Here is a 25,798-nt window from a genome sequence, read left to right as displayed (position 1 = left end):
AGTTTTCACAAAAAAATAAATATTTTTTTAAAATGCTGTTTTTTTGAGTTTTTTTATTATAATCATTCTTGGCACACTTAGTGCTAAAAATAAATTAGCTTTAAAGGCTTAATAATTAAATTATACATTTGTGGAGAATGTTATGAATGCTCAAAAAGGTTTTACCCTTATTGAATTAATGATCGTTGTTGCAATTATCGGTATTCTTGCTGCGATTGCGATTCCTGCTTATCAAAACTATACGAAGCGTTCACACGTTTCTGAAGGTCTAAGCCTTGCGGGTGGTGCTAAAACAGGTATTGCAGAATTCTATTCTTCAAATGGTAAATTCCCTACAGGTAACACATCAGTTGGTCTTGCGCCAGCAGCAAGTATTAAAGGAAATGCTGTAAACTCTGTAGAAGTAACAGGTAGCTTAATTACAATTACATATGGAACAAAAGTTGAACCGGGTAAACAGTTAAATCTTAAAGGTACACCTTCTGGTGGCGGTATTACATGGAAATGTTCTGCTCCTACAACAAATGGTGTAGATCAAAAATTCTTGCCTTCAAATTGCCGTAACTAATTTGAATGTTAAAAAACACCCTATTTATAGGGTGTTTTTTATTTTTAAGTGCTGGGGAAGTTTTTGAAGCAAATCACTCAAAAAACAAAGCCTCTTTTTGTTTTGTTTTCAATTTTAATTTTTACATTTTTAATTTATGCACCTGGATTATCAGGTGATTATGTTTTTGATGATATTGCAAATATTGTTGAAAATCAGAAAATAGCAATTACATCTTTAGATTATATGAGCCTTAAAGCGGCTTTTTGGTCTGGTGATGCAGGGCCTTTGGGGCGCCCGATCAGTATGCTGTCTTTTGCATTGAATTATTATTTAACAGCTTTTAACCCTTATTATTTTAAATTAACAAATTTAATCATTCATTTATTGAATGGTATTTTAATTTATTTTATATCATTAAAATTATTTTTTTGGATTTTTCTAAAAGAACAAAATATAAAAAAAAATCAATATCTCGCCTTGATCGTAAGTTTTATTTGGTTGATTCATCCTTTAAATTTAACCAGTGTGCTGTATATTGTACAAAGAATGACGAGCCTTTCGACATTTTTTGGGTTATTGGCATTGTTAATCTATTGTCACTGGAGAAGTAAAAGCCTAAATTTCTCAAGCTCAGTATTATCAATTTGCGGTATTTTATTGGCATTATGTTGTTCAGTTTTTAGTAAAGAGTCTGGTTTGCTTTTTGTCGGATTGATTTATTGGGTCGAGCTTTGCATTTTTAAAGCAAGAAATACCCGTCATGAATGCATAAAAATAGGAAAAATTGGCTTAAATTATATTTTGTGGAGTGGGGTTTTTGTTGTACTTTTGGGCTTGATCTATATCGCTTGGCCTTATGTTATAAACTTAAACCCTGGAAATAGAGATTTTAATATAGCAGAAAGATTATTAAGTGAATCTAGAGTACTATTTTATTACTTGAAAATGATTTTTTTTCCATTGCTCTCAGATTTAAGTCTTTATCACGATGATTTTGAAGTATCTAAAAATATAACAACACCAATAACAACATTATTTTCAATTTTAGGTTTACTATTCATTAGTATATTTAGCCTTATTTTATATAAGAAAAATTCCATAATTTTATTTGCATGGGGTTGGTTTATTATAAGCCATCTAATGGAATCAACATTTATTAGTTTAGAGTTGATTCATGAACATCGCAATTATTTTGCAAGTATAGGTTTTATTATTGCAGTTGTTTATGGTTTGTCTGAATTTAAGTTTAATAGGGTAAGGCCTTTAATTTATATTGTTTGTACTATCTATATTTTGAATTTGGCTTTTACAACGTGGCAGCGTGCAGTTATTTGGTCAAATTTAGTTGATCATGCGGCATTTGAAGTGGCAATGCACCCTAGTTCAGATCGAGCAAATTATCAAATGGCTCGAATTTATTTAAAACTTATGGAAAAAGAACCGGAAAGAAAAGTCTATTATGCCGATCAAGCTGAAAAATATTTAATTCAAGCGCATGAAAGCTATAAGCCTGCTAATGGTTCATGGTTTGCACAATTGCACCTAGCATCTTATTTGGATAAGCCTATTTCTGACGATGTCATTCAACAATTAATATATAATTTAACAAATCATCCTTTTTATAATAGTAATATTGGCTTCTTAAGTGCTTTTACACAGTGTCAAATACAGCATTTTTGTAAATTGCCACATGATCAAGCAGTATTAATTATTAGTGCGGGATTAAATAATCCCAATATTACACCTGAATTTCAATCTGAAATTTATAAAATACTGGCACAATATTTTGTATCAGTAGCAATGGATTATGAAAAAGCAGAGGAGTTTATGCTAGATGCTATACATTATAGAAATGATATTAATGGAAATTTGTTGATGGCGCAAATTTATAGATTGCAAGGTAAGTATTTTTTAGCAAAAAAACATATTGGAATTGCACGAAATTTAGACGTTAAAAATAGTTGGTATAAAGAAATAGCTATAGAAAATAGAAATGTTGAACAAGCTGAACTATTGGGAAAATAAATTGAAAATTAGCATTGTACTACCTGCAAAGAATGAATCTGGTGCAATTGGAGAAACAGTAAAAAAAATTCTCCAACTAGGTATCATTGATGAATTAATTGTAATTAATGATGGGTCTACTGATAATACAAAAAATATTGCTGAACAAGCCGGTGCTAAAGTAATTTCACATCCATACTCGAAAGGGAATGGTGCAGCCATTAAAACAGGTGCACGTAATGCAACGGGCGATATTATTGTATTTATGGATGCCGATGGCCAACACGATCCAAATGATATTAAAAAATTAATTGAAAAAATTGAACAAGGTTATGATCTTGTTGTGGGTGCTCGACAAAAAGGTTCGCAAGCCAGTATAGGGCGTGGTATTGCAAATCATCTTTATAATAATATTGCAACATATATGACTGAGCACAAAGTGGAAGATTTAACTTCTGGCTTTCGTGCGGTTAGAGCAGAGAAATTTAGAGAATTCTTATATCTTTTGCCGAATGGTTTTTCTTATCCAACTACGAGTACAATGGCATTCTTTAGAGCGGGGTATTCTGTAACTTACATTCCAATTCATGCTGCAAAGCGTATAGGGAAAAGTCATATTCAACCTCTAAAGGATGGGATGCGCTTTTTTATCATTATTTTTAAAATTGCAACTTTATTTTCTCCTTTAAAAATGTTTATTCCTATAGCAGTTATGCTCTTTATGATGGCGACAGCTTGGTATGGATACACACTCTATGAATATCATCGTTTTACCAATATGAGTGCTTTACTTTATACCGGTAGTGTGATGATTTTTTTAATGGGCTTGATTTCTGAACAGATTACTGCATTGATGTACAAAGAGAAATAATCATTGTGTTGAAAAGTTTAATACAACTCTGGAATATTCTTTCTAAGCTGGATAAAAGAAAAGTAATATATGTGCTTTTTTTGATCGTGGGTATGGCATTTATAGAGTCACTGGGTGTAATGTCTATTATGCCTTTTCTAGCAGTGCTTTCTGATCCTAATATTGTAAATAGTAATCCCACATTAAAATTATTTAATGAATATTTAGACTTTAACGATACTAAAAAAACTATAGTTGTTTTAGGCTTAATCTCATTGGGGATAGTTATTTTTTCTACTTTTTTTAAAGTTATTACCCAATATGCAGTCAATCGCTTTGCAAGCTTACAAAGACATTATTTCTCTACAAAATTATTGAAAATATATCTGCAGCAAGACTATAAATTTTTTATTGAAAGAAATAGTTCGAATTTAGCTAAAAACATATTATCAGAAGTAGATCAGCTTATTTGGACAATGATATTGCCTACACTATCCATGCTGTCGTATGGCATAGTGTTAGTGAGTATGATTGGAATTCTTCTAGTATATGATCCTGTGATGGCAATTAGTACGGCAAGTGTATTGTTTGTTTTTTATTCGATCATCTATTTTATTGTAAGAAAAAAATTAGCACAAATTGGCATTGAGTTTACTGAAGCCAATCAAAATAGGTTTCAAATCTGCCAAGAAGCATTAAGCGGTATTAAAGATGTTATTATTAATAATGCAAAAGATGGATATATAGAGGAATTTGAAAAGTCATCACGAATTTTTGCAAGACATATTGCGACTAGAGAAACACTTAGTCAAATTCCATTAAATATTATTGAAACAGTAGGCTATGGCTGCTTAATTGGCTTAGCCATTATTTTAGTACTTTCAGATAAAGATGTATCTGAAATATTACCAGTATTAGGTTTATATGGATTTGCTGCATACAGAATGCTTCCTGCTGCACAAAGTATTTACCGCTCTTTAGCTCAATTAAAGTTTTCACAGCAAGTGCTGAATGTTTTATATCCAGAGTTTAAGATTGGCTATAAAGAGAAGATTATTCATAACTTAAATTCAGATCAGACATTAAACTTCTCTAAAACAATAAAATTAGAAAATATAACGTTCAGCTATAACAATGATCGTAAAATTATTAAAAACTTCAGTATGGAAATAGAAAAAAATACAAGTATAGGTATTGTAGGTAAGAGTGGCAGTGGAAAAAGTACTCTAATGGATATCATGCTGGGACTGCTAAAACCTCAGCAAGGGAAAATACGAATAGATGATGTTGAAATTGAATTAGAAAGTTGTCATGAATGGAGAGATATTGTTGGTTATGTACCACAGTCTATTTATTTAGCAGATAAGTCGATTGCTGAAAATATTGCATTTGGAATTCCTATTGATGAAATTAATATGGATCAAGTAATATTGGTAGCTCAACAAGCACAAATTCATGAGTTTATAAACAATGACTTACCTCAGGGTTATAATGAAATAATTGGTGAGAGGGGAATAAAACTTTCAGGTGGTCAAAGACAAAGAGTTGGTATTGCCCGAGCACTGTATAAAAAACCACAAGTTTTATTTATGGATGAGGCTACAAGTGCATTAGATGATGAAACTGAACGTCTTATTACACAATCTATTGCAAAGTTAAATGGTCAAATTACAATGGTTATTATTGCTCATCGGCTTAATACGCTTGCATATGTTGATAAAAAAATAGTGCTTTAATATGGATAAAAAATTGCGCAAAATTCTTTATTGTAGTTATGAGTTTAGGAGTAGTTATCAGAGAGGTATTTATCAATTTACGAAGTCTATGATGGATGCAACATGTCATTTAGGGTATGAAAATTACTTATTAACTCAAGCAAGAGAGCCAAGTGAAATTATTCAATCATTGGTCGATGCAGATCATTATGTTGATAATAAGTTTGAAGAATTGAATGCATATATAAAATTTCTATTAGGAAATAGGAATAATTTTGAAATATGTACAAGCAAAAGTTCTAATGTGGATGGATTTGAGTATCTTTCAAAATTAAAAGGTTATGTGAACTCTCCATTATTTTATAATTCATCACATTATTCTGTGCTTTTTCCAAATTGTATTGGAATGACAAATATTGCATTAGATGGTTTTGGTGAAAATGACATTATCTTTTGTAGTTCACCAATGACAATCAAGTCAAATAAACATAAAGTCGTGCAAGTGGTACATGATGTTATGCACCTAAAGGATCGTTCAAAGTGGGAGCGATATATGTATAGGCGAATTTCTGCTGCCAACTTTGCAGATAAAATTTTGACTGTTTCCCATCATACTCGAAATGAGTTTTTAGAGTTTTTTCCGCATTTAGCAGAGCGTACAAGTGTAATTTATCAGCCAGTACCTGTTGATGATGTATTACTTAAGCTAAGTGAGGATATTTATTTACAAGACCAAGTTTTAAAAAAATATGGAGTCGAGCGTAAATCTTATATGTATTATGTTGGTGCTTTGAATGCAGGTAAGAATATTCATAGGATGGTTGAAGCTTATCATTTGGCCACAGGTGGAGATTTGAATAGGCCATTGCTATTGTCTGGTAAAGCGGATCAAAAGTACTTTAATGAGCATCGAATTCATAATTATTTATCTTCTTATGAACAACCAGAAAAGAGCAAAAATATCTACCTTACAGGATATGTTACAGACTTAGAGAAATTGTGTCTGTTAAGATGTTGTAGAGCATTCCTATTTCCAACATTGGGTGAAGGCTTTGGTATACCTGTCATTGAGGCACAAATGTGTGGTGCACCTGTTCTAACATCTAATAATACTTCTTTACCTGAAGTAACGAATGGAAGTGCGTTATTAATCGATAATCCACTGAGTATGGTAGATATATATAATGGGATTAATACACTGTGGCGGAATAATTTACTTTGCAGTAAATTATCATTAAAAGGTTATTATAATATTAAAAAATTTTCAAAAATTAATTTTAATAAAGAAATTGATTATTTAATAGGTTGAATTAGACCTTAATGATTTGATGAGTATTCTTGATGTTTCTAGGGTTAGCATTCGATTGATGGCTAATTTAAAAAGAGTATTCAGAATTTTTAATGAATTACATGAGTTGTTACTAAATAATATATAATCAATTTCATCAGTTGTTAGATTTATGCCATGATAAGATAAATTTTCTTGTACGATTCTAGTATGTGTTTTAATTTGTTGTTTTCTGTACTTGGTTGAAATTTGCTTTTCATGTACTCTGTATTTTAATAGTGTTTCCTTTAGATTAATGAAATCACCTATATTTAATAAATCACACCAAAATTTATAATCTTCTGCATATAGGTATTCATTTTTATATCTTATATTGTTTTCATCTATAACTGATTTTCTTATGAATGTGGTTGGATGGGCAATGGGGTTGTTGAAAATTAAATTTTTTTTAATTTTCTTTGCTGTTAATTCAAAGTTAGAAATGGAGTTTAATTTCCCAAAATAAATAATATTACTACCACAACCAACTAAATTTTGATTATGCTCTAATGCTCGCTCTTGTGTGATTATTCTATTTGGAAAAGAATAATCATCAGCATCCATTCTGGCAATATATTTACAATCACATAGATTTAGGCCATAATTTAGTGCATTAACTAAACCTTTTTCTGGATTATTGTGTAACTTTATTCTATGGTCATTAATATTGCTTATAATATCCAATGTATTATCTGTGGATTGATCGTTAATAATTATTAAATCAAAATCTTTGTGATTTTGGTTTAATAAAGATTTTATGGAGTACTCGATAGTATCAGCTGAGTTGTAAACAGACATTAGAAATGAAACTTTTGGCATTTATATTTTAATCCAATTGTTTATGATATTTTTTTTTGATAAATTATTTAGGGTTGGATCTTTAAACCAGTTTTTTGGACAAATTACAGTCTTTTGGGGAGTGTTAGATAGCCATGCAGCCCACCAACTAAAAGTGCTATTTGAAATTATGAAATGCTTACAATTTTTCATGAGTACAAATTCTTGAAAATCTGATAGATTAGTATCACTAACAAAATAATGTTCATTAGTAATTTTTATATTATCTTTTACCCAATTAATATCATCAGAAAAAATAAAAAAAGTATAAGATTTATCATTGAATTTTTTTATAGCACTATTGTAATATTCAATGCTGCATGAACCATGAATATTATTGGTTTTTTGATTATTAATGTAATCACCTCTTCTAACATGAAGAGCAACAGAATTGGTGTTTCTTATATTAATTAAATTTAAATCATTAGGGTAATCTATATTAAAAATATCAATTAAATTTTGTTTATTCTTTTCGAAGTATTTAAAATTTTGAAAATAGCCATCTAGGATTAAAATACTTTTATCATTGTATGGAAGCTGATAAAAATTGAAGTTTTCCTTCTCCGTGAAAAAAGTAGGTTTTCTAAAGTTTAAAAGAGATATAAAAAAAATAAAAAATTTTCTATGCAAATTATTTTTTAAAATTTTATATTTCAAATTTAAATTAACAAGTTCATACTCTCTAAGAGCATCATGGTTTAAGTGACTTATATCTATTATTAACTCACATTCGTTATCCAGTGCATGGTTTAATGCTGTTGCAAACTGAAATATTTGATTGCCTAATCCACCCTTAAGTTTAATAATAATAAAAGATTTTTCAAAAAACATATAGTTGTGAGTATGTGAAAAGCTTTACTTATTTTACTGAGTTTTTTAGACTTTAACAATCTTAAAAACGCTTACAAAGAGTGCAAAATTATGCTTCATCGAGTATTTTTCATTTTTGGCGGTAATTGGTTAAAATTTAAAAGCGCTCTATTTGGTTGGGGGTGGTTTTTTAAAGACTTCTTAAAAATTTTAAAGCAAAATAATAAATTAGAAAAAAAATGGAGATTCAAAATATTTCCAGTGCTACATGATAAAGCGGAAGAGTGTGGTGTAGCTAAAGGTCAATATTTTTATCAGGATATTTATGTAGCGAAAAAAATTTATGAAAAAAATCCAACTAATCATTTGGATATAGCATCAAGAATAGATGGTTTTGTTGCGCATGTATCAATATTTCGTAAAATAGATGTTATGGACATTCGGCCTTTAAGAACACAGATTAGTAGTATTAATTTTATACAATCAGATCTGATGAAGCCTCAGTCGTCAATGCAATATGATTCAATTTCATGCTTGCATGCGATAGAACATTTTGGTTTAGGTCGTTATGGAGATGCTTTAGATATAGACGGGCATCTGAAGGCACTTGAAAATATTAAAAAGAAATTAGTATTCGGAGGATTTTTATATTTTTCAACACAAATTGGTGAGCAAAGAATAGAATTTAATGCTGGTAGGTTTTTTAATTTAAGATATTTGATAGATTTACTTTTAGTAGATTTTGAACTAGTAGAATTTTCATATATCGATGATAATGGTGATTTTTGGGAAAATGTAAATTTATTAGAAAATAAAATTGATAGTAACTATGAATGTACGTCGGGCTGCGGTATTTTTATATTAAGGAAAAAATAATCATGAAGATACTACATGTAAATACTTACGACTTTTTTGGCGGTGCTGCCAGGGCTGCTAATCGTTTACACTATGCATTATTGAAAAATGGAATAGATAGTCAAATGTTAGTGCAAAATAAAACAACGGATGACCCAACAATTATTTCAATAAACAATACTAAAGTTGATAAAATATTTACATTTTTACGCCATTTAAGTGATGATTTTTATTTGCGCTTATATAGTGAAAAAAAGGTTCTTTTTAGCCCAGCTACATCTTCTTTTGGAAATGTTGTTGATAAAATAAATAATATAGATGCAGATATTATTCATTTACATTGGATCTGTGGTAGTTTTATTTCGGTTGAAGATATTTCTAAAATTAATAAGCCAATTGTTTGGAGCTTACATGATAATTGGGCTTTTACAGGTGGTTGTCATATTAAATGGGATTGCAATAAATATCTGGACTGTTGTAAGTCTTGTCCTCAATTAAATTCATTAAATGATAAAGATATTAGCTATAATGTTTTTATGAGAAAAGTAAAAATTTATAATAAATTATCAAATCTAACTATTATTGGCTTGAGTAGATGGATGATGAAATCTGCAAAAGAAAGTAAATTATTAGGAAATAAGGATATTGTTAATTTACCAAATTTAATAGATATTAATAAATATAAGCCATTTGATAAATCTGTTGCTAGAGAGCTTCTTAATTTACCGAAGAATGCCACCTTGGTTATGTTTGGTGCTATTAACCCTTTATCTGATAAAAATAAGGGATATCATCATATTTTAAAATCTTTAAAAAATGTTAAATCCAATGTTGAGTTGGTTGTTTTTGGTAGTAGTAAAAATAATAATGATTTTAATTTTAAAACTCATTATTTAGGTAATTTATATGATGATTATAGTTTGAATTTATTATATAATGCTGCGGATGTTTTTCTTGTGCCAAGCTTGCAAGAGAATTTATCTAATGTAATTATGGAATCAATGGCTTGTGGTACTCCCGTTGTGTCTTTTAATGTTGGCGGGAATTCTGATCTAATTCTTCATAAAGATACGGGTTATTTATCAATGCCGTATGATTGTTCTGATTTTAGTGATGGTATAGACTGGGTTATTCAAAATAATAAAAATAATGCTATATCTAAAAAATGTGTTAATTACATTAAGAGCTATTTTTGTGAAAGTGTTGTGGTTAAGGATTATATTGCGTTATATATGTCAATAATAAATCCTAATACAAATTTTTAGGATTTTTCTCATGTTTGGTGATTTTAAGTATAAAATTAGTGTTATTACTGCAACATTTAACTCTGAAAATGAAATTAAAAAGTTAATTGTTAGTCTTCAGAATCAATCTTATAGTGATTTTGAGTGGATCATTGTAGATGGTGCATCAACTGATAAAACGGTGGAAATTTTAAGAAATATTGATGATTTAAATATTAAAATTATTTCAGAGCCAGATTTTGGTATTTATGATGCCCTTAATAAGGGTATTAAAATATGCTCTGGTGAGTTTTATTTAGTTGTGGGTTCTGATGATATTTTGTATGAAGATGCTATAAAGTATTATACTTTAAATATATCAAATAATATTGATATATTAACTGCCAATGTTCAAAGTGTAAATAAAATTTTAATGCCTAATAAGGGAGCAGTTTGTATTAGTGGAATTTTTAGTTATATCTCTAACCATTCTGTAGGTGTGGTTATTAGAAAATCAATCCATGATGAGTATGGCTATTATTCAAAAAAATACCCTATTGCGGCAGACTTTTTTTTTATTGCTAAAGCTGCTCAGAAATGTAATATAAAAAATATAGAAATTATTGTAGGGTTTTTTAACGATATAGGTGTAAGCTCGAGGGATAAAATTGGAACTTTAACTGAAAATTATAGAGTAATGTTGGATTTAGGTTTTAATAAGTATATACAGACCATTCTTTTTTTCTGGAGAGTTCTTAAGAGAATTTTACTAGATTCTTTAACATATACTAAGGAATAATATGGTTTATAAATTAGTAATTGTGCTTGTTACATACAATAGGAAGAAGCTCTTATTAAATTGTTTAAAGTCTTTGTTTTTGCAGTCATTTATTGATTTTGAGATTATTGTTGTTGATAATGCATCTAACGATAATAGTTATGAATATATTTCCAGTCAGATAGATTTTACTCAGAATAATATCCAATGGATAGGATTGAAAAATAATATTGGGGGGGCAGGTGGTTTTTATGAAGGGATTAAATATGCTTTAGATCAAGGTGCCGAATATATATGGATGATGGATGATGATGGTTATCCAGATGAAAAGTGCTTAGGAAAACTATATGATTTTTTGCTTCAGAATGAGTTAGATGCTATATCTCCACAACAGATTAATATAAATGATCACAGTCAACTTGCTTTTCCTATGTGGTTCAATAAGAAGCAAATTCGTGGTTGTGTTGATCAAATTCCTAAAGATACCTTTATAGAACAAGAAGCAAATTTATTTAATGGACTTTTAATACATCGCTCTATGGTCGAAAAAGTAGGTTTACCACGTAAAGAATTTTTTATTCGTGGTGATGAAGTTGAATATACAAAAAGATTTTTAAAAAATAATATAAAATTTGGAACACTTACTAGTGCAAAGTTTTATCATCCTAGTGATGATGCAGAGCGAGTGGCTTGTTTGCATGGTCGAATGATTATTCGCGATGCACATTCAGATTTTAAAAATTATTATATGTTTAGAAATAGAGCTGTCGCATTTATAGAAGATGGTAATGCGCTACTACTACCTTTAGATTTTATACGCTATTCGTATTACTTTATCATTCACAAAAAATTTAATTGGCAAGGTCTAAAGCTTTGGTGTATAGCAACTTATGATGGTATAAAAGGTAAGTTAGGAAGACATCCAAAGTATTGATCATTGGTGACTATTTTGAAAATTTTAATTGTGGGGGCAGGCTTTGCTGGCTCAGTCTGTGCTCGTGAATTGGCCGAAGCAGGGCATAGTATCTTAGTGGTAGACCGTCGCAATCATATTGCGGGTAATGCATTTGATGTAAAAGACGAGCATGGCATTTTAATTCATCAATATGGGCCACATATTTTTCATACCAATAGCGAACGAATTTTTAATTATCTTTCAAAATATACGGAGTGGTATCAATACGAACATCGTGTTCGTGGTGTAGTTGAGGGAATAGAATATCCTTTTCCCATAAATCGTGACACTTTGAATCAATTGTATAATTTAGATTTGACAGAAATGCAAGCTAGTGAGTTCTATGAAAAAGTCCGAGAACCAAAGGAAAGAGTTTTAAGTAGTGAAGATGTTGTATTAAATTCTGTTGGTCGTGATTTATACGAAAAGTTTTTCTTAAATTACACCAAAAAACAGTGGGGGCTTGATCCTTCTCAATTAAAAGCGGGTGTTGCTGCGCGTATTCCAACTCGCACAAATTCTGATGATCGCTACTTTACAGATAAGTATCAAGCTATGCCATTGTGTGGTTATACGGCAATGTTTGAAAATTTACTCGATCATCCAAATATTCAAGTGCAAACTTCAACTGAGTTTAAAGATGTCTTGAATGAAGAAAATCTATTTGATCACATTGTGTATACAGGTCCAATTGATGCTTTTTATGATTATCAATTTGGTCATCTGCCTTATCGTTCATTACGCTTTGAGCATGAACATTTAGCCCATACTAAGCAATATCAAAGTGTAGGTACGGTGAATTATCCAAATGATTTTGACTTTACTCGTATTACTGAATTTAAACATTTAACAGGTCAAAAACATTTATCAACTTCCATTGTCAGGGAATATCCTACAGCAGAAGGCGATCCATACTATCCAATTCCACGTGATGAAAACGAAAAATTGTTTAAACAATATCAAGCGTTAGCAAGTGCTGAAGAAAACGTGACTTTTGTAGGACGACTTGCAGAATACCGTTATTACAATATGGATCAGGTTGTTGGTGCTGCATTAAATGCAGTGGGTAAAATTTTAGGGAAATAAGCTTTCATTTCTTTATCATAAAATTCATCAATGGTTTTTCATAGTGTTTATGAATCATCAAAGAAATAATCATACATATTGTAATGAAAACTATTGATGAATATATGTTAGGTGAAATTTTTAGATAATTGAATGCCCCAATGAGAAGTGGGTGGATTAGATAAATAGGATATGAAAACTCACCAAACTTTTTAAAGGTAAAGCATATGTAAGGATTTTTAATATTTTCTATATGCGCAACTAAAAATATCAAAAAACTAAATAATAATGGTGCTAAATATTCAAGATTTTTATTGTAGTTGATATCTTTGTAGATCAGAACTATAGTGGTTAACGTGAAAAAAGTTAATAAAATAATAGTTTTATTTTTTTTAAATTTTAATTTTTGATAGGTTAAAAAACACAATATTCCGAGAGAGTAGTCTAGAAAACAACGTATGACTCCAAAGTATAGATAATTATATAGTAATATTGAATGTACATTCATGTAGTTGGGTGAGTAATGAATCATTAAAAAGTAGGTGTATGCAATAACAAGTAAAAGTAGTATGTATTTGAATTTATTTTTTAATAAAAAAAGCACTGGGAAGATTATAATTCCTACCCATAGTTCAGCACTAATAGTGTAGGAAATGCTTAGAGGGTCTACATAATTTGTGCCTAAGTTAATAGGGAGCATTTTTCCTATAATTAAAACTTGAATTAAATCGATTATATTTGGAGGAGTATATTTTTCCAAAATTAAAATTTTTGGTATGGCAATCAATATATAGCATAAGATGAAAACTGGGAATAGTCTTATCCATCTATTCATTGCAAAGTAAAATGGATTGAATTTTTTTTTTGAAAAGATAGATTGACTAATGACAAACCCACTTAATACTAGAAAAAAATCAACTGCTAAAATAAAAGAGCTCGGGATAATGTTATAATTTTGGTTCCAATCATAAAAATGCCCAATACAGACTAAAAGTGCAGCGCACCCGCGCATAAAATCGAAAGTATAATTTCTTGCCATACTCATATATTGATTGGGAAATATGCTACATTATCTTTTTTTATGTTCTAAATTCAATAGAAGAGTAAGAAGTAATTGAAAGTAGCCTTCATTTGTAAGCGTCAATATATGTCTAAAGATGTGATTTTGGATAAATATGCTCGTTTGTACGAAATCCCTAATCAGCTCTCATTACTGGGACATGTAGTCACCTGCTATTGCTTAAGTTATCAAAATCATGATGATGGATTTTGGGATGAAAGTAATGATGAAAAGCAAATAAAGTGGCATTCAAATAGCTATAAGTATTTGAAAAAAATAAAAATATTTGAATACCCTTTTGCGTTGTTAAAAAAACTAAAAAGCGAAAAACCAGAGATGATTATTGCTGCCTCAGATATTCCACATATTATTATGGGTGCGTGGCTAGCAAAAAAATTAAATATTCCTTTTGTAGCTGATCTTTATGATAATTTTGAATCATATGGTCAAGCGCGTATTCCTTTATTTCGTCGCTTTTTTCATAAAGCGCTTGATACTGCTCAACTGATTACAACTACAAGCTATAGCCTTGCCGATAAAATAAAAATAGAACATCCTAGTGTTGCTCACATTGTACCCATGCCAAGTGTGATTAATAAAAGTTTATTTAAAGTTGGTAATCAGTCATATGCTCGGCAGGAACTGAATCTACCGCAAGATGCTAAATTAATTGGTACAGCAGGTGGCTTAACTAAAATGAAGGGTATTCATGATTTATTAAATGCTTGGGAAATTATTCGTACTAAACGAGAGGATATTTATTTAGTCCTTGCAGGACCAACTGAGATTGCTACTCCATTGCCTAATGATGACCGTGTAATATATCTTGGTTTACTTGCGCATGAAAAAATTCCAACATTATTTCAAGCTTTAGATGTTGGCGTTCTATGTATTCCTGATGATGAGTTTGGTCAGTATTGTTTTCCACAGAAGGCATATGAAATGCTGGCAACGGATCTAGCGATTGTTTCTACTGCTATAGGTGATATGTTGCCTTTAATCGGTGAACATAAGGCGTTATTATATTCTGCTGGAAATTACGAAGAACTAGCAGAAGCTCTATTAATACAAATTTCTGTGGAGTATAAACTAAATGTGCGTATTCCAGATTGGCAAGAGACGATTAAGATGATGAATCATTATTTGAATCAATAAGTTTTCCAAACTTGTAGCCTAAATTTTTCCAAGCGAATTGCGATGCAAAAAATTGACAATTTTTGGCCAGGTTATTTTCTTTTTGCAAAAAATTAATTATTTGTAATGTAAGTTTTTCATAGTCTTGGTTAGGAATTAAATAACCAGATTCTTCATTTTGCACAGCATCAACTATTCCTCCTGTTGCAAAAGCTATAGTTGGTAAGCCATACGAAGCAGCCTCAATAGCAACCATACCAAATCCTTCGGGATCATTTGGAATATGTTTTACAGGGAATACATGTATACTTGCCATATAGTAAAATTCCGTTAAAGCTTGTTCATCTACAGCTCCTGTAAAAATAATATGTTGATCAACCTTTATTTTTTTTGCTGCTTCGAGTAAATCTTCTTTATTTTGAAATTTATTGTTTAATGCATTATTTGCTGTATCGCCAATAATTAAAAGAACGCTGTCTGGACATTCTTGGACTATTTGCGGTAAGCAGTTTTGAATAAATTCTAATAGTCCTTTTCTTTCGGTAAGGCGCCCAACAGAAAGTAGAATTTTTTTATTATGGAGGCTAAATTTATCTTTTAATTTATTCGTGATATCTTCGTTTTTTTCTTTTGGTGGGAAATTTACACCTGGATAGATAATGGAGATTTTTGAGTCTTGAATTTTTTTGTCTAGTGCTAATTTTTTTGTGGGAGTACTATTGCAGATAATTGAATCTGCTGAGCGAATAAATGGAATCCATATTTTTTGGTATGCACGGCTATTGTTGCTTATATCTAGACCATGAAGATAAATAATGCTTTTTTTTCTAAAAACCTTGGCCCAAAAAACTACAATAGGTCCTGTTAAGCCGCTTCCTGCAAGTAGGACATCAGGTTTTTGTGATAAACAAATAAAGAATGCTTTAAAAAAAGCAAAGATCAAAAAAATAGGTAGGGGATTAAGTGCAACGCCATAAAATTTACATTGGATAGGTGCCTGTTTTTTGGCTTCAATATGACTTAATAAATGAACTTCATTTTTTTGGCCCAATTCATCTGCTATATGCCAATTGAGTCGTTCCATACCTCCAATGAGTGGTGGTAGGTTTCGAGTAATCATTAAAATTTTTTTTGTGTTCATTTTGAATAAACTAAAAAATATAGACTCTATTGTATATAATTTGTGGCGGTAAAAAAGTGATATAGTTTGTTATATTTAGACAAAAAATGACATGTATCAAAAAATTTTTAAAATAAGCTTATGATTTTTATTCAAAAATATTTGGCATGATTTTTGATGGCACAATATATGATTTGGTTATTTAGGAAATTAAAATGCAAAAAGGTTTTACATTAATAGAGTTAATGATTGTCGTGGCCATCATTGGTATTCTGGCTGCTATTGCTATTCCTGCATATCAAAATTATACAACACGCTCTCAGGTATCTGAAGCATTGGGTATGGCAAGTACTTATAAAGGGGAGATGATTTCTGTATTTGGTGATACGGGGTCTTGTCCAACGTCTTTGATAGAAATGGGGGTTATATCAACAGGACTAATTAATTCTAAATATGTACAAAGTATAAGCTTAAATACAACGTATCCTAGCGCAGTTTGTGCTTTTGAATTTACGTTTAATAGTTCTGGAATGAATGCGGGAGTTGCTGGTAAAAAACTCATTTTTGCAATGATGAATTATGCAGGAAATGGTTCGGCGCGTTGGGAGTGTGCATCAACGGAGATTAAGCAACTCTACTTACCCTCAGCATGTAAAGGCATTTAATAAAAAGCCCGCAACTGCGGGCTTTAAAATATCAAATCTGACTCTGAATATAATTTTCAACACCAACACTTTCAACTAAATCTAATTGTGTTGTTGTCCAATCCAACCATTCTTCTTCTTTCTCAAGAATTTCTTGGACTAAATCACGTGTTACATAATCCATGTGTGCTTCTGCTAAGGCAACAGCTTTTTGAATGGCTTCAATGTTTTCTTTTACTTTACGTACATCGCAGTTTAATACTTCAACTGTATGTTGGCCGATATAAAGTTTTCCTAAGTGTTGTAAGTTTGGCAAACCTTCTAAGAATAAAACACGCTCAATAATTTTGTCAGCATGCTTCATTTGGCGAATCGATTCTTTATATTCAGCTGAACCAAGTTGCTCAATTCCCCAGTCATTAAACATACGAGAATGTAGGAAATACTGGTTGATTGCAGTCAAATGATGGTAGAGCACCTGATTTAACTGATTAATTACATCACGATTGCCTTTCATTGCATTTGCTCCATCAAAGTTGCCAAAGTAAATAGACCTAGGCACTAAAAACTGTATTAAAAAATATATTAAACAAGATGGACTTAGATGGCGAGTACTTTATTGAACAGCAAATGAAAATCGCAATCAAAAACAATAGGGTCTAAAAAACAAACCCGCCTAGAGTCATGGCGGGGGAGGAGGAATAATCTTACGATTATTGATTTATCATTATGATTATTTGGTTTAAGCCGCGATTGCGAGTCTAGAGGCAATCATAGCAACTTCTTCACTAATGATTGCACGTGCTTCAGGTGCACAGCGACCACAGCAAGTACCAAGGTCAAGTAAGTCACGCACTTCGCGATAACTTTCAGCCCCATTGGCAATGGCATCTTTAATGTCTTGATCTGTAATACCACGGCACAAACAAACGTACATTTGACGACAACCACAGTGAATGAATAAGATAAGTAATATTATTGATAATTATTATCGTTTGTCAATTAAAATCATTTCATTTTTAATTTATGGTTATTGGGAATTTGAATAAAAAAAGACCACTCTATCGGTGGTCTTTTTTATAAGAAGGTATCTTATTGATTAATAACAACCACACCATCCATTTCCACTAAAGCACCTTTTGGTAGTGCTGCGACACCTAGGGCTGCACGTGCAGGGTAGGGTTGAGCAAAATATTCGCCCATGATTTGGTTAACGAGTTGAAAATGAGAGAGGTCGGTAAGGAAAATATTTAATTTTGCAATATCTGCTAAAGTTCCACCAGCCGCTTCACAAACTGCTTTTAGATTATCAAAAACACGACGTACTTGTGCTTCGATGCCTTCAACCAACTCCATGCTATACGGATCTAAGCCAATTTGACCTGAAAGGTATAATGTATTTCCAGTTAAAATTGCTTGTGAATAAGTACCAATTGCAGCAGGTGCATTTTCAGTATGGATCACTTGGCGGGACATCATTTTCTCCTTGTAACATGGCATGCAAAATCAAGATCTCTTATGCAGTTGCGCATATTTAGCTCTGATCATGCACATTAACTTGCTTTCGATGTTTCTGCAAAATTGATAGGCTGTGATAAACGTGAAATACGAGGGAAACCAAACAGCATACGTAAGTCACGAATAATTTTCGCAATTTGTTTTCGGTCATGCACGACAATATTAACGTATGTCTTTCCTTCGTGTGTACGAACAGATTCTACCCCTACTTTTTCTTTACGGCATTGATAGATTAATTCTGAAATTTGCTCGTCCGTCATGCTCATACTAATACAAAGGAAAGCACTAAAGCTAATATCTTCAATTTCTTCAGCATTCCATTGTAAAGGCATGATGTTTTCAGGATGCATGTGTTGCTCATGTAAGAGATTGTGGCAACGTGAGCGGTGCACAATCAAGCCTCGACGTGATAAATGCCCTTGAATTTGATCACCAAGCACAGGGTTGCAACAGTGTGCATATTTAACATCTACACCTTCAGTGCCCTGAATAAGGCGATCTGAGCCAGTAGAGCTATGTGTTGAATCTTGTGCAAACAAATGATTAGCAACCAATTGTGGTAATAAATCACCCACAGCAATTTGTTCAAATAGCTGATTTTGATCTGCAATATGACGCCAATTTAAAATATCTTGCCAATCTTCTGTAGTGAGATCGTTCACAGAGCGATTAAATAATTTGAGCGCTCGGTTGAGGGCTTGTTGCCCAACCAGACGTTGTTCATCTAAATCTTGATCACGCAAAATATTTTGTAGTGCACGACGTGCTTTTTGCGTATTAATAAAACTTAGCCAATCGGGGTTAGGCGTAGCGAGTACATCTGTGATGATTTCAATGACTTGACCACTCATGAGTGGTGTTGATAATGGCTTTGTTTCACCATTAATTTTTGCACCTACAGCATGGTTACCTAAAAATAGGCTGGCTGAGTACGCGAAATCAACTGCAGTTGCCCCTTGAGGTAATTCGTGTAAATGACCTTGTGGGGTATAGACCCAGATTTTTTCTTGATGAAGATAATCTAATAATTCACTAAAAGTTGTTTTAGCACATTCCCCATCAACTAATACGTTGAGGTTTTGCATAGAGGCTTGAATGGCTGAACGACAAGCTTGAGGTGCATTTTCACCTAAAACCACACCAAAACGGGCAGCCTTGCGCATTAACTCAGTCTGAATGGTAAGCGATAGCGTCGTTTTTTCACCTTTCAAGCGCATCATTAAGGATTGATTGCCACCAGGGAGTGGGCGACGAATATGATCGGCATAATGAAGTACTTGAAAACTATCTCGAAGGATTTCTGCAATACGGTCGCAGTCTGCAATACTTTGTAGAATAATTTCAAATGCATGGCTATGAGTCAGCTCTTGCAAATCGATGTCATTTTTAACGAAGTGGCGTAAGAGCTCAATATTGTTATTTTTCTTTTTAATTCGGCCGGCGATGTGGTGTTCTTGAAGCAGGGTGTTGAGGTTGTTTTCCCATTTGGTTTGGTATTCACAACGTTTCGGTTTGGTCTGTGCTAGAGCGACTTGGACATTGTTATACATATCGAGGTCTAGATTTTGATAACACAGATGCTCAAGATTGTCCGCCATTTCATTCATACCAACAAGGCGGGCCATGGGTACAAAAATTTCAAAAGTTTCGTTGGCAATACGGGCGCGCTTATCGGGACGTAATGCGCCAAGTGTAGTCATATTATGATAGCGGTCGGCTAATTTAATAATAATGACACGTGGATCTTGTAGGGTGGCTTGCAGAATTTTACGGAAGGACGCGGCTTTATTGTATTCTTTATCACTGGATTGGCTCAGCTTGGTTACGCCATCCACCAGCTCTGCAACGGTTTTGCTAAATTTTTCGCTAATATCTTCTTTGCTAAAATCTGTGTCTTCAATAACGTCATGCAAAAGCGCAGCCATCAGTGTTTCTGAGTCCATGCGCATGTGGGCCAAAATACAACTGACCGCGATAGGATGCAGAATATAGGGTTCACCGCTTTTACGTGTAATGCCATCATGCGCGATGTCGGCATAGTCGCAAGCTTCAAGCACACGTTCGACATCACTTTCTGGTAGATAAGCGTCGATAATGATTTTCAGCTGTTGCTTGGCTTGACTGACCTCTGGGCCTGGCATAAAACACCTTTTACTACTAAATTTTACAAATGAAACGGTTAATCCTCTAATGAAATGCATATTGCATGACTTGTCAATTTATTCATTCAAAAAAATGAAAAAACTAACATCTGCATAGCATTTCTATCTGTTTATTTATAACTGTTATTGGTCAAATATAAAAGCATGAACATAAAAAAGCCTAGTTAAAAACTAGGCTTTTTTACATCAATCTATAATTATTGGAAAGAAAAACCATCCAAGTTAAGATTGTTTGCTGAAAGTGCAAGATCAAGGCTTGAAGTTTGGTAGTCTTGATCGCGTTGCTTTAGAATCTCTTTAGATACATGGCCTTCAGCAATTTCACGAAGTGCAACAACAGTCGGCTTATCATTGTCCCATTCAACAGTTGGTTCAATGCCTTGACGTGCTAATTGACGCGCGCGTTTGCTTGCCACTAGTACAAGCTCAAAGCGGTTGTCTACATGGTCTAAACAATCTTCAACGGTTACGCGTGCCATAAGAAATCTCGTTTGAATAATAAATTTTAACAGACTGTGCAGTATAAGAGTCTTTGGCTATAGACTCAAGTTTTAATCACAACGAAGTCGGAGTAATTAGCTTTTGAATCAACTCTTGGTGTCGATTGGCTTGTTGATTCAGCACCAAACGGTTCGCAATAATGACAGCTTCTAGATCATGCAGGGCTTTGTTAAAGTCATCATTAATAATGACATAGTCAAAGTTTGTATATTGTTGCATGTCTTCGACTGCGCAACTTAAGCGATGCTCAATGACTTCTACAGAATCTGTACCGCGGTTAGATAAGCGTTGACGTAAGTCAAACTGGCTTGGTGGTAAAATGAAAATTTGTTTTGATTCAGGAAAAAGCTTACGAACTTGCTCTGCACCTTGCCAGTCAATTTCGAGCAAGACGTCATGACCTTTCTCAAGTTGTTCTTTTACAGTTTGTTGTGCAGTCCCGTAATAGTTGCCGAATACTTCTGCATATTCAATAAAGCCACCTTTCGCAACTAAAGCCAAGAAATCATCTTTGTTTGAGAAATGATAGTGAACACCATCGAGTTCACCAGGGCGTTGGCCACGAGTGGTATGAGACACAGAAACATGTAAGTTGTTTACACGTTCGAGTAGGGCTTTAACGAGGGATGTTTTGCCTGTTCCTGACGCTGCAGAAACGACAAACAAGAGACCCGACATGATATTTTTCCTGATATGATAAAATATCTTCTCTATTTTAGAGCAGACACGCTTTAAACTAAAGAGTTAGACATCTATTGTTTACATTTATTTCAGTTGAATATCCAAATTATTGAATGGGCATTGAGGATTCTATGGAAATTGTTTTAGCCAATCCACGCGGTTTTTGTGCTGGTGTTGACCGTGCCATTGCGATTGTCAATCGGGCTTTAGAATGCTTTAACCCGCCCATTTATGTGCGCCATGAAGTGGTACATAACAAATTTGTGGTGGATGATCTTCGTCAGCGTGGCGCCATTTTTGTTGATGAGCTGGATGAAGTTCCTGATGATAATATTGTGATTTTTAGTGCACATGGTGTCTCAAAAGCGGTGCAACAGGAAGCTGAGCGCCGTGGTTTAAAAGTCTTTGATGCAACGTGTCCTTTAGTGACTAAGGTGCATATTGAAGTCACCAAGTATGCTCGAGAGGGTGTCGAAGCCATTTTAATTGGTCATGAAGGGCATCCAGAAGTTGAAGGGACTATGGGACAATATGACACCAAACAAGGTGGTTCTATTTATTTGGTGGAAGATGAAGATGATGTTGGTGCTTTAGAAATTAAAGATCCATCACATGTGGCTTTTGTAACGCAAACGACTTTATCAATTGATGATACTGCAAAAGTGATTGATGCTTTACGTGAAAAATTCCCAAAAATTCAGGGTCCACGTAAAGATGATATTTGCTATGCAACTCAGAACCGTCAAGATGCAGTTCGTGATTTAGCGACACAATGTGATGTGGTATTGGTGGTAGGTTCACCAAATTCGTCAAATTCGAATCGCTTGCGTGAACTAGCTGAACGTATGGGTAAGCATGCTTATTTGGTCGATAATGCTGAGCAATTGCAAAAAGAATGGTTTGAAGAAAACTCAAAAATTGGGGTGACAGCAGGTGCATCTGCACCTGAAATTTTAATTAAGCAAGTGATTCAGCGGTTACAAGATTGGGGGGCAAAAGCGCCGCAGGAATTGGCTGGTCGGGAAGAAAACATTACCTTTAGTTTGCCGAAAGAGTTACGTATTCCTGTAACACAAGCTTAAAGTGTTAATTATTTAACATTCTGATATTTTTAAACATTTGACAGATAATTGCTTTTTAGCAATTATCTGTTTTTTTATACCTTTTATCCCTATTTGTAATTGGTTTGTACGTGAACACGCTATGATTTGTAATAGGGTATTTGGTTTTTGAGTCTTTGGAGTGTGCATGTATAAAAGTAAGGGATTTACTCTTATAGAACTAATGGTCACGATTGCAATATTAGCAATAATTGCAACTATGGCAGTACCTTCTTTTAACTCCATAAGCTTAAATCAAAATTTAAAGAAAAGTACAAATACATTGACTCAAGAGATTAAAGCAGCAAGAACTAAAGCAATTTTGGAGAAAAGACAAATTACTTTAAAGTTAGCGTCTTCTGCCAATAATGCACCGACGACTTTAAATTGGATGCAAGAAGGTAAGGTTGCTTTAAAGACTCCAGCGAATGATGAGCTTAAATTTGATGGAAATGGCGTACTTGTGAGTACATTTTCAGTTGTTGAATTATGTAAAACTTCAGGTGCTTCAACGACTAATCCGACAAGTTCTAAAAAAATAACCTTAACTAAATTTGGTCAAATTGAAAAAATTGAAGATGGGAGTTGTCCATGAGCGCAAGATCATCACAAAAGGGTGTTGGTATGGTTGAAGTTTTGGTGGCGCTCATTATTTTAGCTATTGGTGTATTGGGTTATGTGATGTTGCAGGTCCGGGCAATGGAAGCAACGGTAGAAGGTACTCAGCGTATTCAGGCAATTAATATTGCACGAGATCTTGCTGAGCGCGTGAGAGTGAATCGTACTGCTTGGGATGGTACAACAAACACTTATTTAACAGAACTCGCAGGTACGCAATCGCGTGCTAGTACGACTCCAGACTGTGCATCTTCAGCTTGCAATGAAGCTCAACTTGCTGATTTTGATGTGGCTGAAATATCAACATATGCGACGCAGTATGGCATGACGTTGGGGATGTCTGCTTGTCCTAATACAACAGGGCGACAATGTTTATTTGTTGCTTGGGGAAGTACTTTGCCTACAAATAGTAGTTCTAATGCGAATTCCTGTGTGAATGGAAATGCATATAGAGCAAATTCAACGTGTGTAATGATGGAGGTTTACTAAATGAAAAAGCAAACCGGTTTCACACTCGTTGAGTTAATGATTTCGATTGTTCTTGGGCTGATTATCGTTGCTGCTGCACTTTTACTATTTCTAAGTGGTCAACGTAACGTTGCGATGCAAAAAAATACGACAGATTTACAAGATGACCAGAACTTTGGCTTGAACTACATTGCAAAAAATATTCGCAAAGCTAATTTAAATAGCCCTTCAGCCAGCTTGAGTAATACTTCTAACTTCTCTGGTATTGTTTTTAGTTCAGCGAATGTTAGTAATAAATTAGTCTTGAATACTAATTTTAATAGCAAATTTGTAACGGCAAATATTAGTACTAACACCAGTAATATGCGTATAAAAAATGCTACGACAACTCCTGCAAGTTTTGACGATGCAGTGAATGATCAATTGGTCATTCAATATCGACCTACTGAAATAGGTGGTTATGATTGCGAAGGAAAAGTAATTGATAGTACCAATATTTATATTTTAGAACGTTATTTTGTACGCACTGATACGAATGGTAGTGGTACAGATGCTGAAAAGTCAGCATTGGCTTGTGCATCAAGTCGGTACTCATCAGGACTAACTGTAGCAACAGCGTTAGAGTCTTCAAATACAGCGGGTTTGTATGGTAGTGGTGAAATTATTATGAAGCGTGTTGATTTATTTCGTGTCCGCTTCCTAGTACAGGATACAAGTGGAAAGAAGTATATGACGGTGCTTGATTATAATGCACTTACGACAACTAAACCTCGTATTCTTGCCGTACAGTTAGGTGTGATTGCAAGAGCACAAGATACAAGCGTTGAGCGAGCAGTATCAACTTCGCAAGAGTTTTCAATGTTTGGGCAGACTATAACTCAAAAAACAACCTTTCCGAATCGTTATGTTAGAACACCGATTATGCAAACTGTTGCGTTAAGAAATGCTTTAGGGAGTCGCTCATGATAAGAAATCAACGGGGTGCGACGCTTATTATCGTCTTGGTTTTACTTGTTGCAATTACTGTCATTGGAAGTTTGGCTATTCGCTCTAGTGTTTTATCACTAAAGGTTTCAACATTGAGCCAAGCGCAACAGTTGCTTTTACAAAACTCAGATGCCGCATTATTTAAAATTGAAGATCCTGACCAGTTAATGAGAAATATGGCCTTAAACGGAATGTTTGGTTATATCAAGGGTGAAGATAATGTTGGTAAAGAATTAGTATTTTGTTTTAAATCTGGTAATACCAATTTTTTTAGTCTTACAAATTCAAGTCTAATTAGTTGGAATGGCACATCTATTAAAAATGATGGTTTGAGTAGTGGTGGTTTTTGTAAGGTTGAAAGCGGTTTTTTTACCTCGGGTCGTAGTGCTGTAATTACGCAGATTGCTGTAAAAGCCATGGATACAAAGGATGCAGTAGATTTCCAATATATGCAAAAGGGAACTGATCCTGAGTCTTCAAAAAAAGATCCTGCTCAGATGTATACAATTTATGCAACGTCGATTTTTCCAAACTTAAGTGCCTCAACATTAAGTGCTACCGACTTAAATAGCAAAATTAATGCATGTTTTAATTCACGTTTTAATAGCATCCCAAGTACTAAGCAAGCTGAATTGGATGTTGATATTGCGACTGCTAATGGCAAGATTAATGACCCAATAACATCAGCAGCAGATAAAGCCATTAATGAGGCTACAAAAGCAAACTTACAATTGTCAAAAGTCACAGTTTCAAGTTGCTTATCAAATTTAGGTGTACCTACCCATACACAAGTTGCCAATTATGCTTTGACGCAGACATTAAGCAAATAATGAGGA

At 33.2% G+C, this 25,798-nt stretch carries 27 protein-coding genes; 17 read left to right on the top strand and 10 right to left on the bottom strand.

The window, feature by feature from the left end; all coding sequences use genetic code 11:
- Positions 1-142: 142 nt before the first annotated feature.
- From EXE29_RS02910 to EXE29_RS02890, 5 genes are all read left to right on the top strand, one after another.
- Positions 143-568, top strand: a complete 426-nt coding sequence (locus tag EXE29_RS02910; RefSeq protein WP_120363901.1) for a pilin — start codon at positions 143-145, stop codon at positions 566-568.
- 63 nt (positions 569-631) lie between these two features.
- Positions 632-2,575 carry a TenA family protein gene (locus tag EXE29_RS02905; RefSeq protein WP_120363902.1) on the top strand — a complete coding sequence of 648 codons (1,944 nt, stop codon included), beginning with the start codon at positions 632-634 and terminating at the stop codon, positions 2,573-2,575.
- Complete coding sequence (locus tag EXE29_RS02900) at positions 2,544-3,425, top strand: glycosyltransferase family 2 protein (protein WP_120363903.1); 882 nt, start codon at positions 2,544-2,546, stop codon at positions 3,423-3,425. The genes EXE29_RS02905 and EXE29_RS02900 overlap by 32 nt, the downstream gene beginning before the upstream one ends.
- Positions 3,426-3,430: 5 nt before the next feature.
- The gene (locus EXE29_RS02895) at positions 3,431-5,140 is read left to right on the top strand and encodes an ABC transporter ATP-binding protein (protein ID WP_120363904.1); all 1,710 of its coding nucleotides are present in this window, start codon (positions 3,431-3,433) and stop codon (positions 5,138-5,140) included.
- Position 5,141: 1 nt separating this feature from the next.
- Complete coding sequence (locus tag EXE29_RS02890; RefSeq protein ID WP_120363905.1) at positions 5,142-6,428, top strand: glycosyltransferase family 4 protein; 1,287 nt, start codon at positions 5,142-5,144, stop codon at positions 6,426-6,428.
- Here EXE29_RS02890 and EXE29_RS02885 read toward each other — a convergent pair.
- Together EXE29_RS02885 and EXE29_RS02880 are read right to left on the bottom strand one after the other, a co-directional pair.
- Positions 6,417-7,265 carry a glycosyltransferase family 2 protein gene (locus EXE29_RS02885; protein WP_120363906.1) on the bottom strand — a complete coding sequence of 283 codons (849 nt, stop codon included), beginning with the start codon at positions 7,263-7,265 and terminating at the stop codon, positions 6,417-6,419. The two genes, EXE29_RS02890 and EXE29_RS02885, sit on opposite strands and share 12 nt — an antisense overlap.
- Positions 7,266-8,114, bottom strand: coding sequence for an alpha-1,2-fucosyltransferase (locus EXE29_RS02880; RefSeq protein ID WP_120363907.1), 849 nt, complete (start codon positions 8,112-8,114; stop codon positions 7,266-7,268). It abuts the gene before it with no gap.
- 90 nt (positions 8,115-8,204) lie between these two features.
- On the opposite strand from EXE29_RS02880, the gene EXE29_RS02875 reads away from it, so the two are divergent.
- The 5 genes from EXE29_RS02875 to glf are packed head-to-tail and all read left to right on the top strand — an operon-like array spanning position 8,205 to position 12,990.
- Positions 8,205-8,969, top strand: coding sequence for a DUF268 domain-containing protein (locus EXE29_RS02875; RefSeq protein ID WP_120363908.1), 765 nt, complete (start codon positions 8,205-8,207; stop codon positions 8,967-8,969).
- Positions 8,970-8,971: 2 nt separating this feature from the next.
- Positions 8,972-10,213: a glycosyltransferase family 4 protein gene (locus tag EXE29_RS02870; protein ID WP_120363909.1), complete on the top strand. Its 1,242-nt coding sequence runs from the start codon at positions 8,972-8,974 to the stop codon at positions 10,211-10,213.
- 10 nt (positions 10,214-10,223) lie between these two features.
- Complete coding sequence (locus EXE29_RS02865; RefSeq protein WP_120363910.1) at positions 10,224-10,970, top strand: glycosyltransferase; 747 nt, start codon at positions 10,224-10,226, stop codon at positions 10,968-10,970.
- Position 10,971: 1 nt separating this feature from the next.
- Positions 10,972-11,883: a glycosyltransferase gene (locus EXE29_RS02860; protein ID WP_120363911.1), complete on the top strand. Its 912-nt coding sequence runs from the start codon at positions 10,972-10,974 to the stop codon at positions 11,881-11,883.
- A 6-nt stretch (positions 11,884-11,889) separates the two neighbouring features.
- Positions 11,890-12,990 carry a UDP-galactopyranose mutase gene (gene glf / locus EXE29_RS02855; RefSeq protein WP_252383543.1) on the top strand — a complete coding sequence of 367 codons (1,101 nt, stop codon included), beginning with the start codon at positions 11,890-11,892 and terminating at the stop codon, positions 12,988-12,990.
- A gap of 4 nt (positions 12,991-12,994) precedes the next feature.
- Here the strand turns inward: glf and EXE29_RS17860 are convergent, their stop codons facing one another.
- Positions 12,995-14,008, bottom strand: a complete 1,014-nt coding sequence (locus tag EXE29_RS17860) for an acyltransferase family protein (RefSeq protein ID WP_165382477.1) — start codon at positions 14,006-14,008, stop codon at positions 12,995-12,997.
- A gap of 108 nt (positions 14,009-14,116) precedes the next feature.
- Between EXE29_RS17860 and EXE29_RS02845 the strand changes: the two genes are divergently transcribed.
- Complete coding sequence (locus EXE29_RS02845) at positions 14,117-15,184, top strand: glycosyltransferase family 4 protein (protein ID WP_227865844.1); 1,068 nt, start codon at positions 14,117-14,119, stop codon at positions 15,182-15,184.
- On the opposite strand, the gene EXE29_RS02840 is transcribed toward EXE29_RS02845, so the two are convergent.
- Entirely contained in the window at positions 15,153-16,304 is a 1,152-nt protein-coding gene (locus EXE29_RS02840) for a glycosyltransferase family 4 protein (protein ID WP_120363914.1), read from the bottom strand. The two genes, EXE29_RS02845 and EXE29_RS02840, sit on opposite strands and share 32 nt — an antisense overlap.
- A 188-nt stretch (positions 16,305-16,492) precedes the next feature.
- Between EXE29_RS02840 and EXE29_RS02835 the strand changes: the two genes are divergently transcribed.
- Positions 16,493-16,948 (top strand): pilin, encoded by a 456-nt coding sequence (locus tag EXE29_RS02835; RefSeq protein ID WP_178961702.1) that lies wholly within the window; start codon positions 16,493-16,495, stop codon positions 16,946-16,948.
- Between the two features lie 31 nt (positions 16,949-16,979).
- Here EXE29_RS02835 and bfr read toward each other — a convergent pair whose 3' ends face one another.
- The 6 genes from bfr to gmk form a co-directional block, all read right to left on the bottom strand.
- The gene (gene bfr / locus EXE29_RS02830; RefSeq protein ID WP_106983952.1) at positions 16,980-17,444 is read right to left on the bottom strand and encodes a heteropolymeric bacterioferritin subunit Bfr; all 465 of its coding nucleotides are present in this window, start codon (positions 17,442-17,444) and stop codon (positions 16,980-16,982) included.
- A 225-nt stretch (positions 17,445-17,669) separates the two neighbouring features.
- On the bottom strand, positions 17,670-17,864 hold the full coding sequence (locus tag EXE29_RS02825) for a bacterioferritin-associated ferredoxin (RefSeq protein WP_117006877.1): 195 nt from the start codon (positions 17,862-17,864) through the stop codon (positions 17,670-17,672).
- A 155-nt stretch (positions 17,865-18,019) separates the two neighbouring features.
- Positions 18,020-18,403 (bottom strand): deaminase RidA, encoded by a 384-nt coding sequence (ridA, locus tag EXE29_RS02820; protein ID WP_106983954.1) that lies wholly within the window; start codon positions 18,401-18,403, stop codon positions 18,020-18,022.
- Between the two features lie 77 nt (positions 18,404-18,480).
- Entirely contained in the window at positions 18,481-20,586 is a 2,106-nt protein-coding gene (locus EXE29_RS02815) for a RelA/SpoT family protein (RefSeq protein ID WP_120363915.1), read from the bottom strand.
- Between the two features lie 218 nt (positions 20,587-20,804).
- On the bottom strand, positions 20,805-21,086 hold the full coding sequence (gene rpoZ, locus EXE29_RS02810; RefSeq protein WP_120363916.1) for a DNA-directed RNA polymerase subunit omega: 282 nt from the start codon (positions 21,084-21,086) through the stop codon (positions 20,805-20,807).
- Between the two features lie 76 nt (positions 21,087-21,162).
- Positions 21,163-21,786 carry a guanylate kinase gene (gene gmk / locus EXE29_RS02805; protein ID WP_106983957.1) on the bottom strand — a complete coding sequence of 208 codons (624 nt, stop codon included), beginning with the start codon at positions 21,784-21,786 and terminating at the stop codon, positions 21,163-21,165.
- A gap of 134 nt (positions 21,787-21,920) precedes the next feature.
- On the opposite strand from gmk, the gene ispH reads away from it, so the two are divergent.
- The 5 genes from ispH (at position 21,921) to EXE29_RS02780 (ending at position 25,792) form a co-directional block, all read left to right on the top strand.
- Positions 21,921-22,871: a 4-hydroxy-3-methylbut-2-enyl diphosphate reductase gene (gene ispH / locus EXE29_RS02800; protein ID WP_117006875.1), complete on the top strand. Its 951-nt coding sequence runs from the start codon at positions 21,921-21,923 to the stop codon at positions 22,869-22,871.
- 166 nt (positions 22,872-23,037) lie between these two features.
- Positions 23,038-23,484: a pilus assembly FimT family protein gene (locus EXE29_RS02795; RefSeq protein WP_120363917.1), complete on the top strand. Its 447-nt coding sequence runs from the start codon at positions 23,038-23,040 to the stop codon at positions 23,482-23,484.
- On the top strand, positions 23,481-23,996 hold the full coding sequence (gene pilV / locus EXE29_RS02790) for a type IV pilus modification protein PilV (RefSeq protein ID WP_117006873.1): 516 nt from the start codon (positions 23,481-23,483) through the stop codon (positions 23,994-23,996). The genes EXE29_RS02795 and pilV overlap by 4 nt, the downstream gene beginning before the upstream one ends.
- On the top strand, positions 23,997-24,941 hold the full coding sequence (locus tag EXE29_RS02785) for a PilW family protein (protein WP_117006872.1): 945 nt from the start codon (positions 23,997-23,999) through the stop codon (positions 24,939-24,941).
- Positions 24,938-25,792, top strand: a complete 855-nt coding sequence (locus EXE29_RS02780; protein ID WP_120363918.1) for a pilus assembly PilX family protein — start codon at positions 24,938-24,940, stop codon at positions 25,790-25,792. The genes EXE29_RS02785 and EXE29_RS02780 overlap by 4 nt, the downstream gene beginning before the upstream one ends.
- Positions 25,793-25,798: the final 6 nt, after the last annotated feature.

This window comes from Acinetobacter sp. WCHAc060006 (assembly GCF_004209135.1).
GTDB classification, from domain to species: Bacteria; Pseudomonadota; Gammaproteobacteria; order Pseudomonadales; family Moraxellaceae; genus Acinetobacter; species Acinetobacter cumulans.
The sequence above is the reverse complement of the archived record's forward strand: the minus strand, read 5'-3'. Positions and strand labels throughout refer to the sequence as shown.

What these genes read in the sequence shown, in the direction of transcription:
- ispH (WP_117006875.1), top strand. Translation starts at nt 21,921, where the DNA reads ATGGAAATTGTTTTAGCCAATCCACGCGGTTTTTGTGCTGGTGTTGAC.
- EXE29_RS02815 (WP_120363915.1), bottom strand. Translation starts at nt 20,586, where the DNA reads ATGCCAGGCCCAGAGGTCAGTCAAGCCAAGCAACAGCTGAAAATCATT.
- ridA (WP_106983954.1), bottom strand. Translation starts at nt 18,403, where the DNA reads ATGTCCCGCCAAGTGATCCATACTGAAAATGCACCTGCTGCAATTGGT.
- rpoZ (WP_120363916.1), bottom strand. Translation starts at nt 21,086, where the DNA reads ATGGCACGCGTAACCGTTGAAGATTGTTTAGACCATGTAGACAACCGC.
- EXE29_RS02825 (WP_117006877.1), bottom strand. Translation starts at nt 17,864, where the DNA reads ATGTACGTTTGTTTGTGCCGTGGTATTACAGATCAAGACATTAAAGAT.
- EXE29_RS02785 (WP_117006872.1), top strand. Translation starts at nt 23,997, where the DNA reads ATGAAAAAGCAAACCGGTTTCACACTCGTTGAGTTAATGATTTCGATT.
- EXE29_RS02870 (WP_120363909.1), top strand. Translation starts at nt 8,972, where the DNA reads ATGAAGATACTACATGTAAATACTTACGACTTTTTTGGCGGTGCTGCC.
- EXE29_RS02860 (WP_120363911.1), top strand. Translation starts at nt 10,972, where the DNA reads ATGGTTTATAAATTAGTAATTGTGCTTGTTACATACAATAGGAAGAAG.
- EXE29_RS02880 (WP_120363907.1), bottom strand. Translation starts at nt 8,114, where the DNA reads ATGTTTTTTGAAAAATCTTTTATTATTATTAAACTTAAGGGTGGATTA.
- EXE29_RS02845 (WP_227865844.1), top strand. Translation starts at nt 14,117, where the DNA reads ATGTCTAAAGATGTGATTTTGGATAAATATGCTCGTTTGTACGAAATC.
- EXE29_RS02840 (WP_120363914.1), bottom strand. Translation starts at nt 16,304, where the DNA reads ATGAACACAAAAAAAATTTTAATGATTACTCGAAACCTACCACCACTC.
- EXE29_RS02795 (WP_120363917.1), top strand. Translation starts at nt 23,038, where the DNA reads ATGTATAAAAGTAAGGGATTTACTCTTATAGAACTAATGGTCACGATT.
- EXE29_RS02885 (WP_120363906.1), bottom strand. Translation starts at nt 7,265, where the DNA reads ATGCCAAAAGTTTCATTTCTAATGTCTGTTTACAACTCAGCTGATACT.
- pilV (WP_117006873.1), top strand. Translation starts at nt 23,481, where the DNA reads ATGAGCGCAAGATCATCACAAAAGGGTGTTGGTATGGTTGAAGTTTTG.
- EXE29_RS17860 (WP_165382477.1), bottom strand. Translation starts at nt 14,008, where the DNA reads ATGGCAAGAAATTATACTTTCGATTTTATGCGCGGGTGCGCTGCACTT.
- EXE29_RS02890 (WP_120363905.1), top strand. Translation starts at nt 5,142, where the DNA reads ATGGATAAAAAATTGCGCAAAATTCTTTATTGTAGTTATGAGTTTAGG.
- bfr (WP_106983952.1), bottom strand. Translation starts at nt 17,444, where the DNA reads ATGAAAGGCAATCGTGATGTAATTAATCAGTTAAATCAGGTGCTCTAC.
- gmk (WP_106983957.1), bottom strand. Translation starts at nt 21,786, where the DNA reads ATGTCGGGTCTCTTGTTTGTCGTTTCTGCAGCGTCAGGAACAGGCAAA.
- EXE29_RS02780 (WP_120363918.1), top strand. Translation starts at nt 24,938, where the DNA reads ATGATAAGAAATCAACGGGGTGCGACGCTTATTATCGTCTTGGTTTTA.
- EXE29_RS02865 (WP_120363910.1), top strand. Translation starts at nt 10,224, where the DNA reads ATGTTTGGTGATTTTAAGTATAAAATTAGTGTTATTACTGCAACATTT.
- EXE29_RS02900 (WP_120363903.1), top strand. Translation starts at nt 2,544, where the DNA reads ATGTTGAACAAGCTGAACTATTGGGAAAATAAATTGAAAATTAGCATT.
- EXE29_RS02910 (WP_120363901.1), top strand. Translation starts at nt 143, where the DNA reads ATGAATGCTCAAAAAGGTTTTACCCTTATTGAATTAATGATCGTTGTT.
- EXE29_RS02875 (WP_120363908.1), top strand. Translation starts at nt 8,205, where the DNA reads ATGCTTCATCGAGTATTTTTCATTTTTGGCGGTAATTGGTTAAAATTT.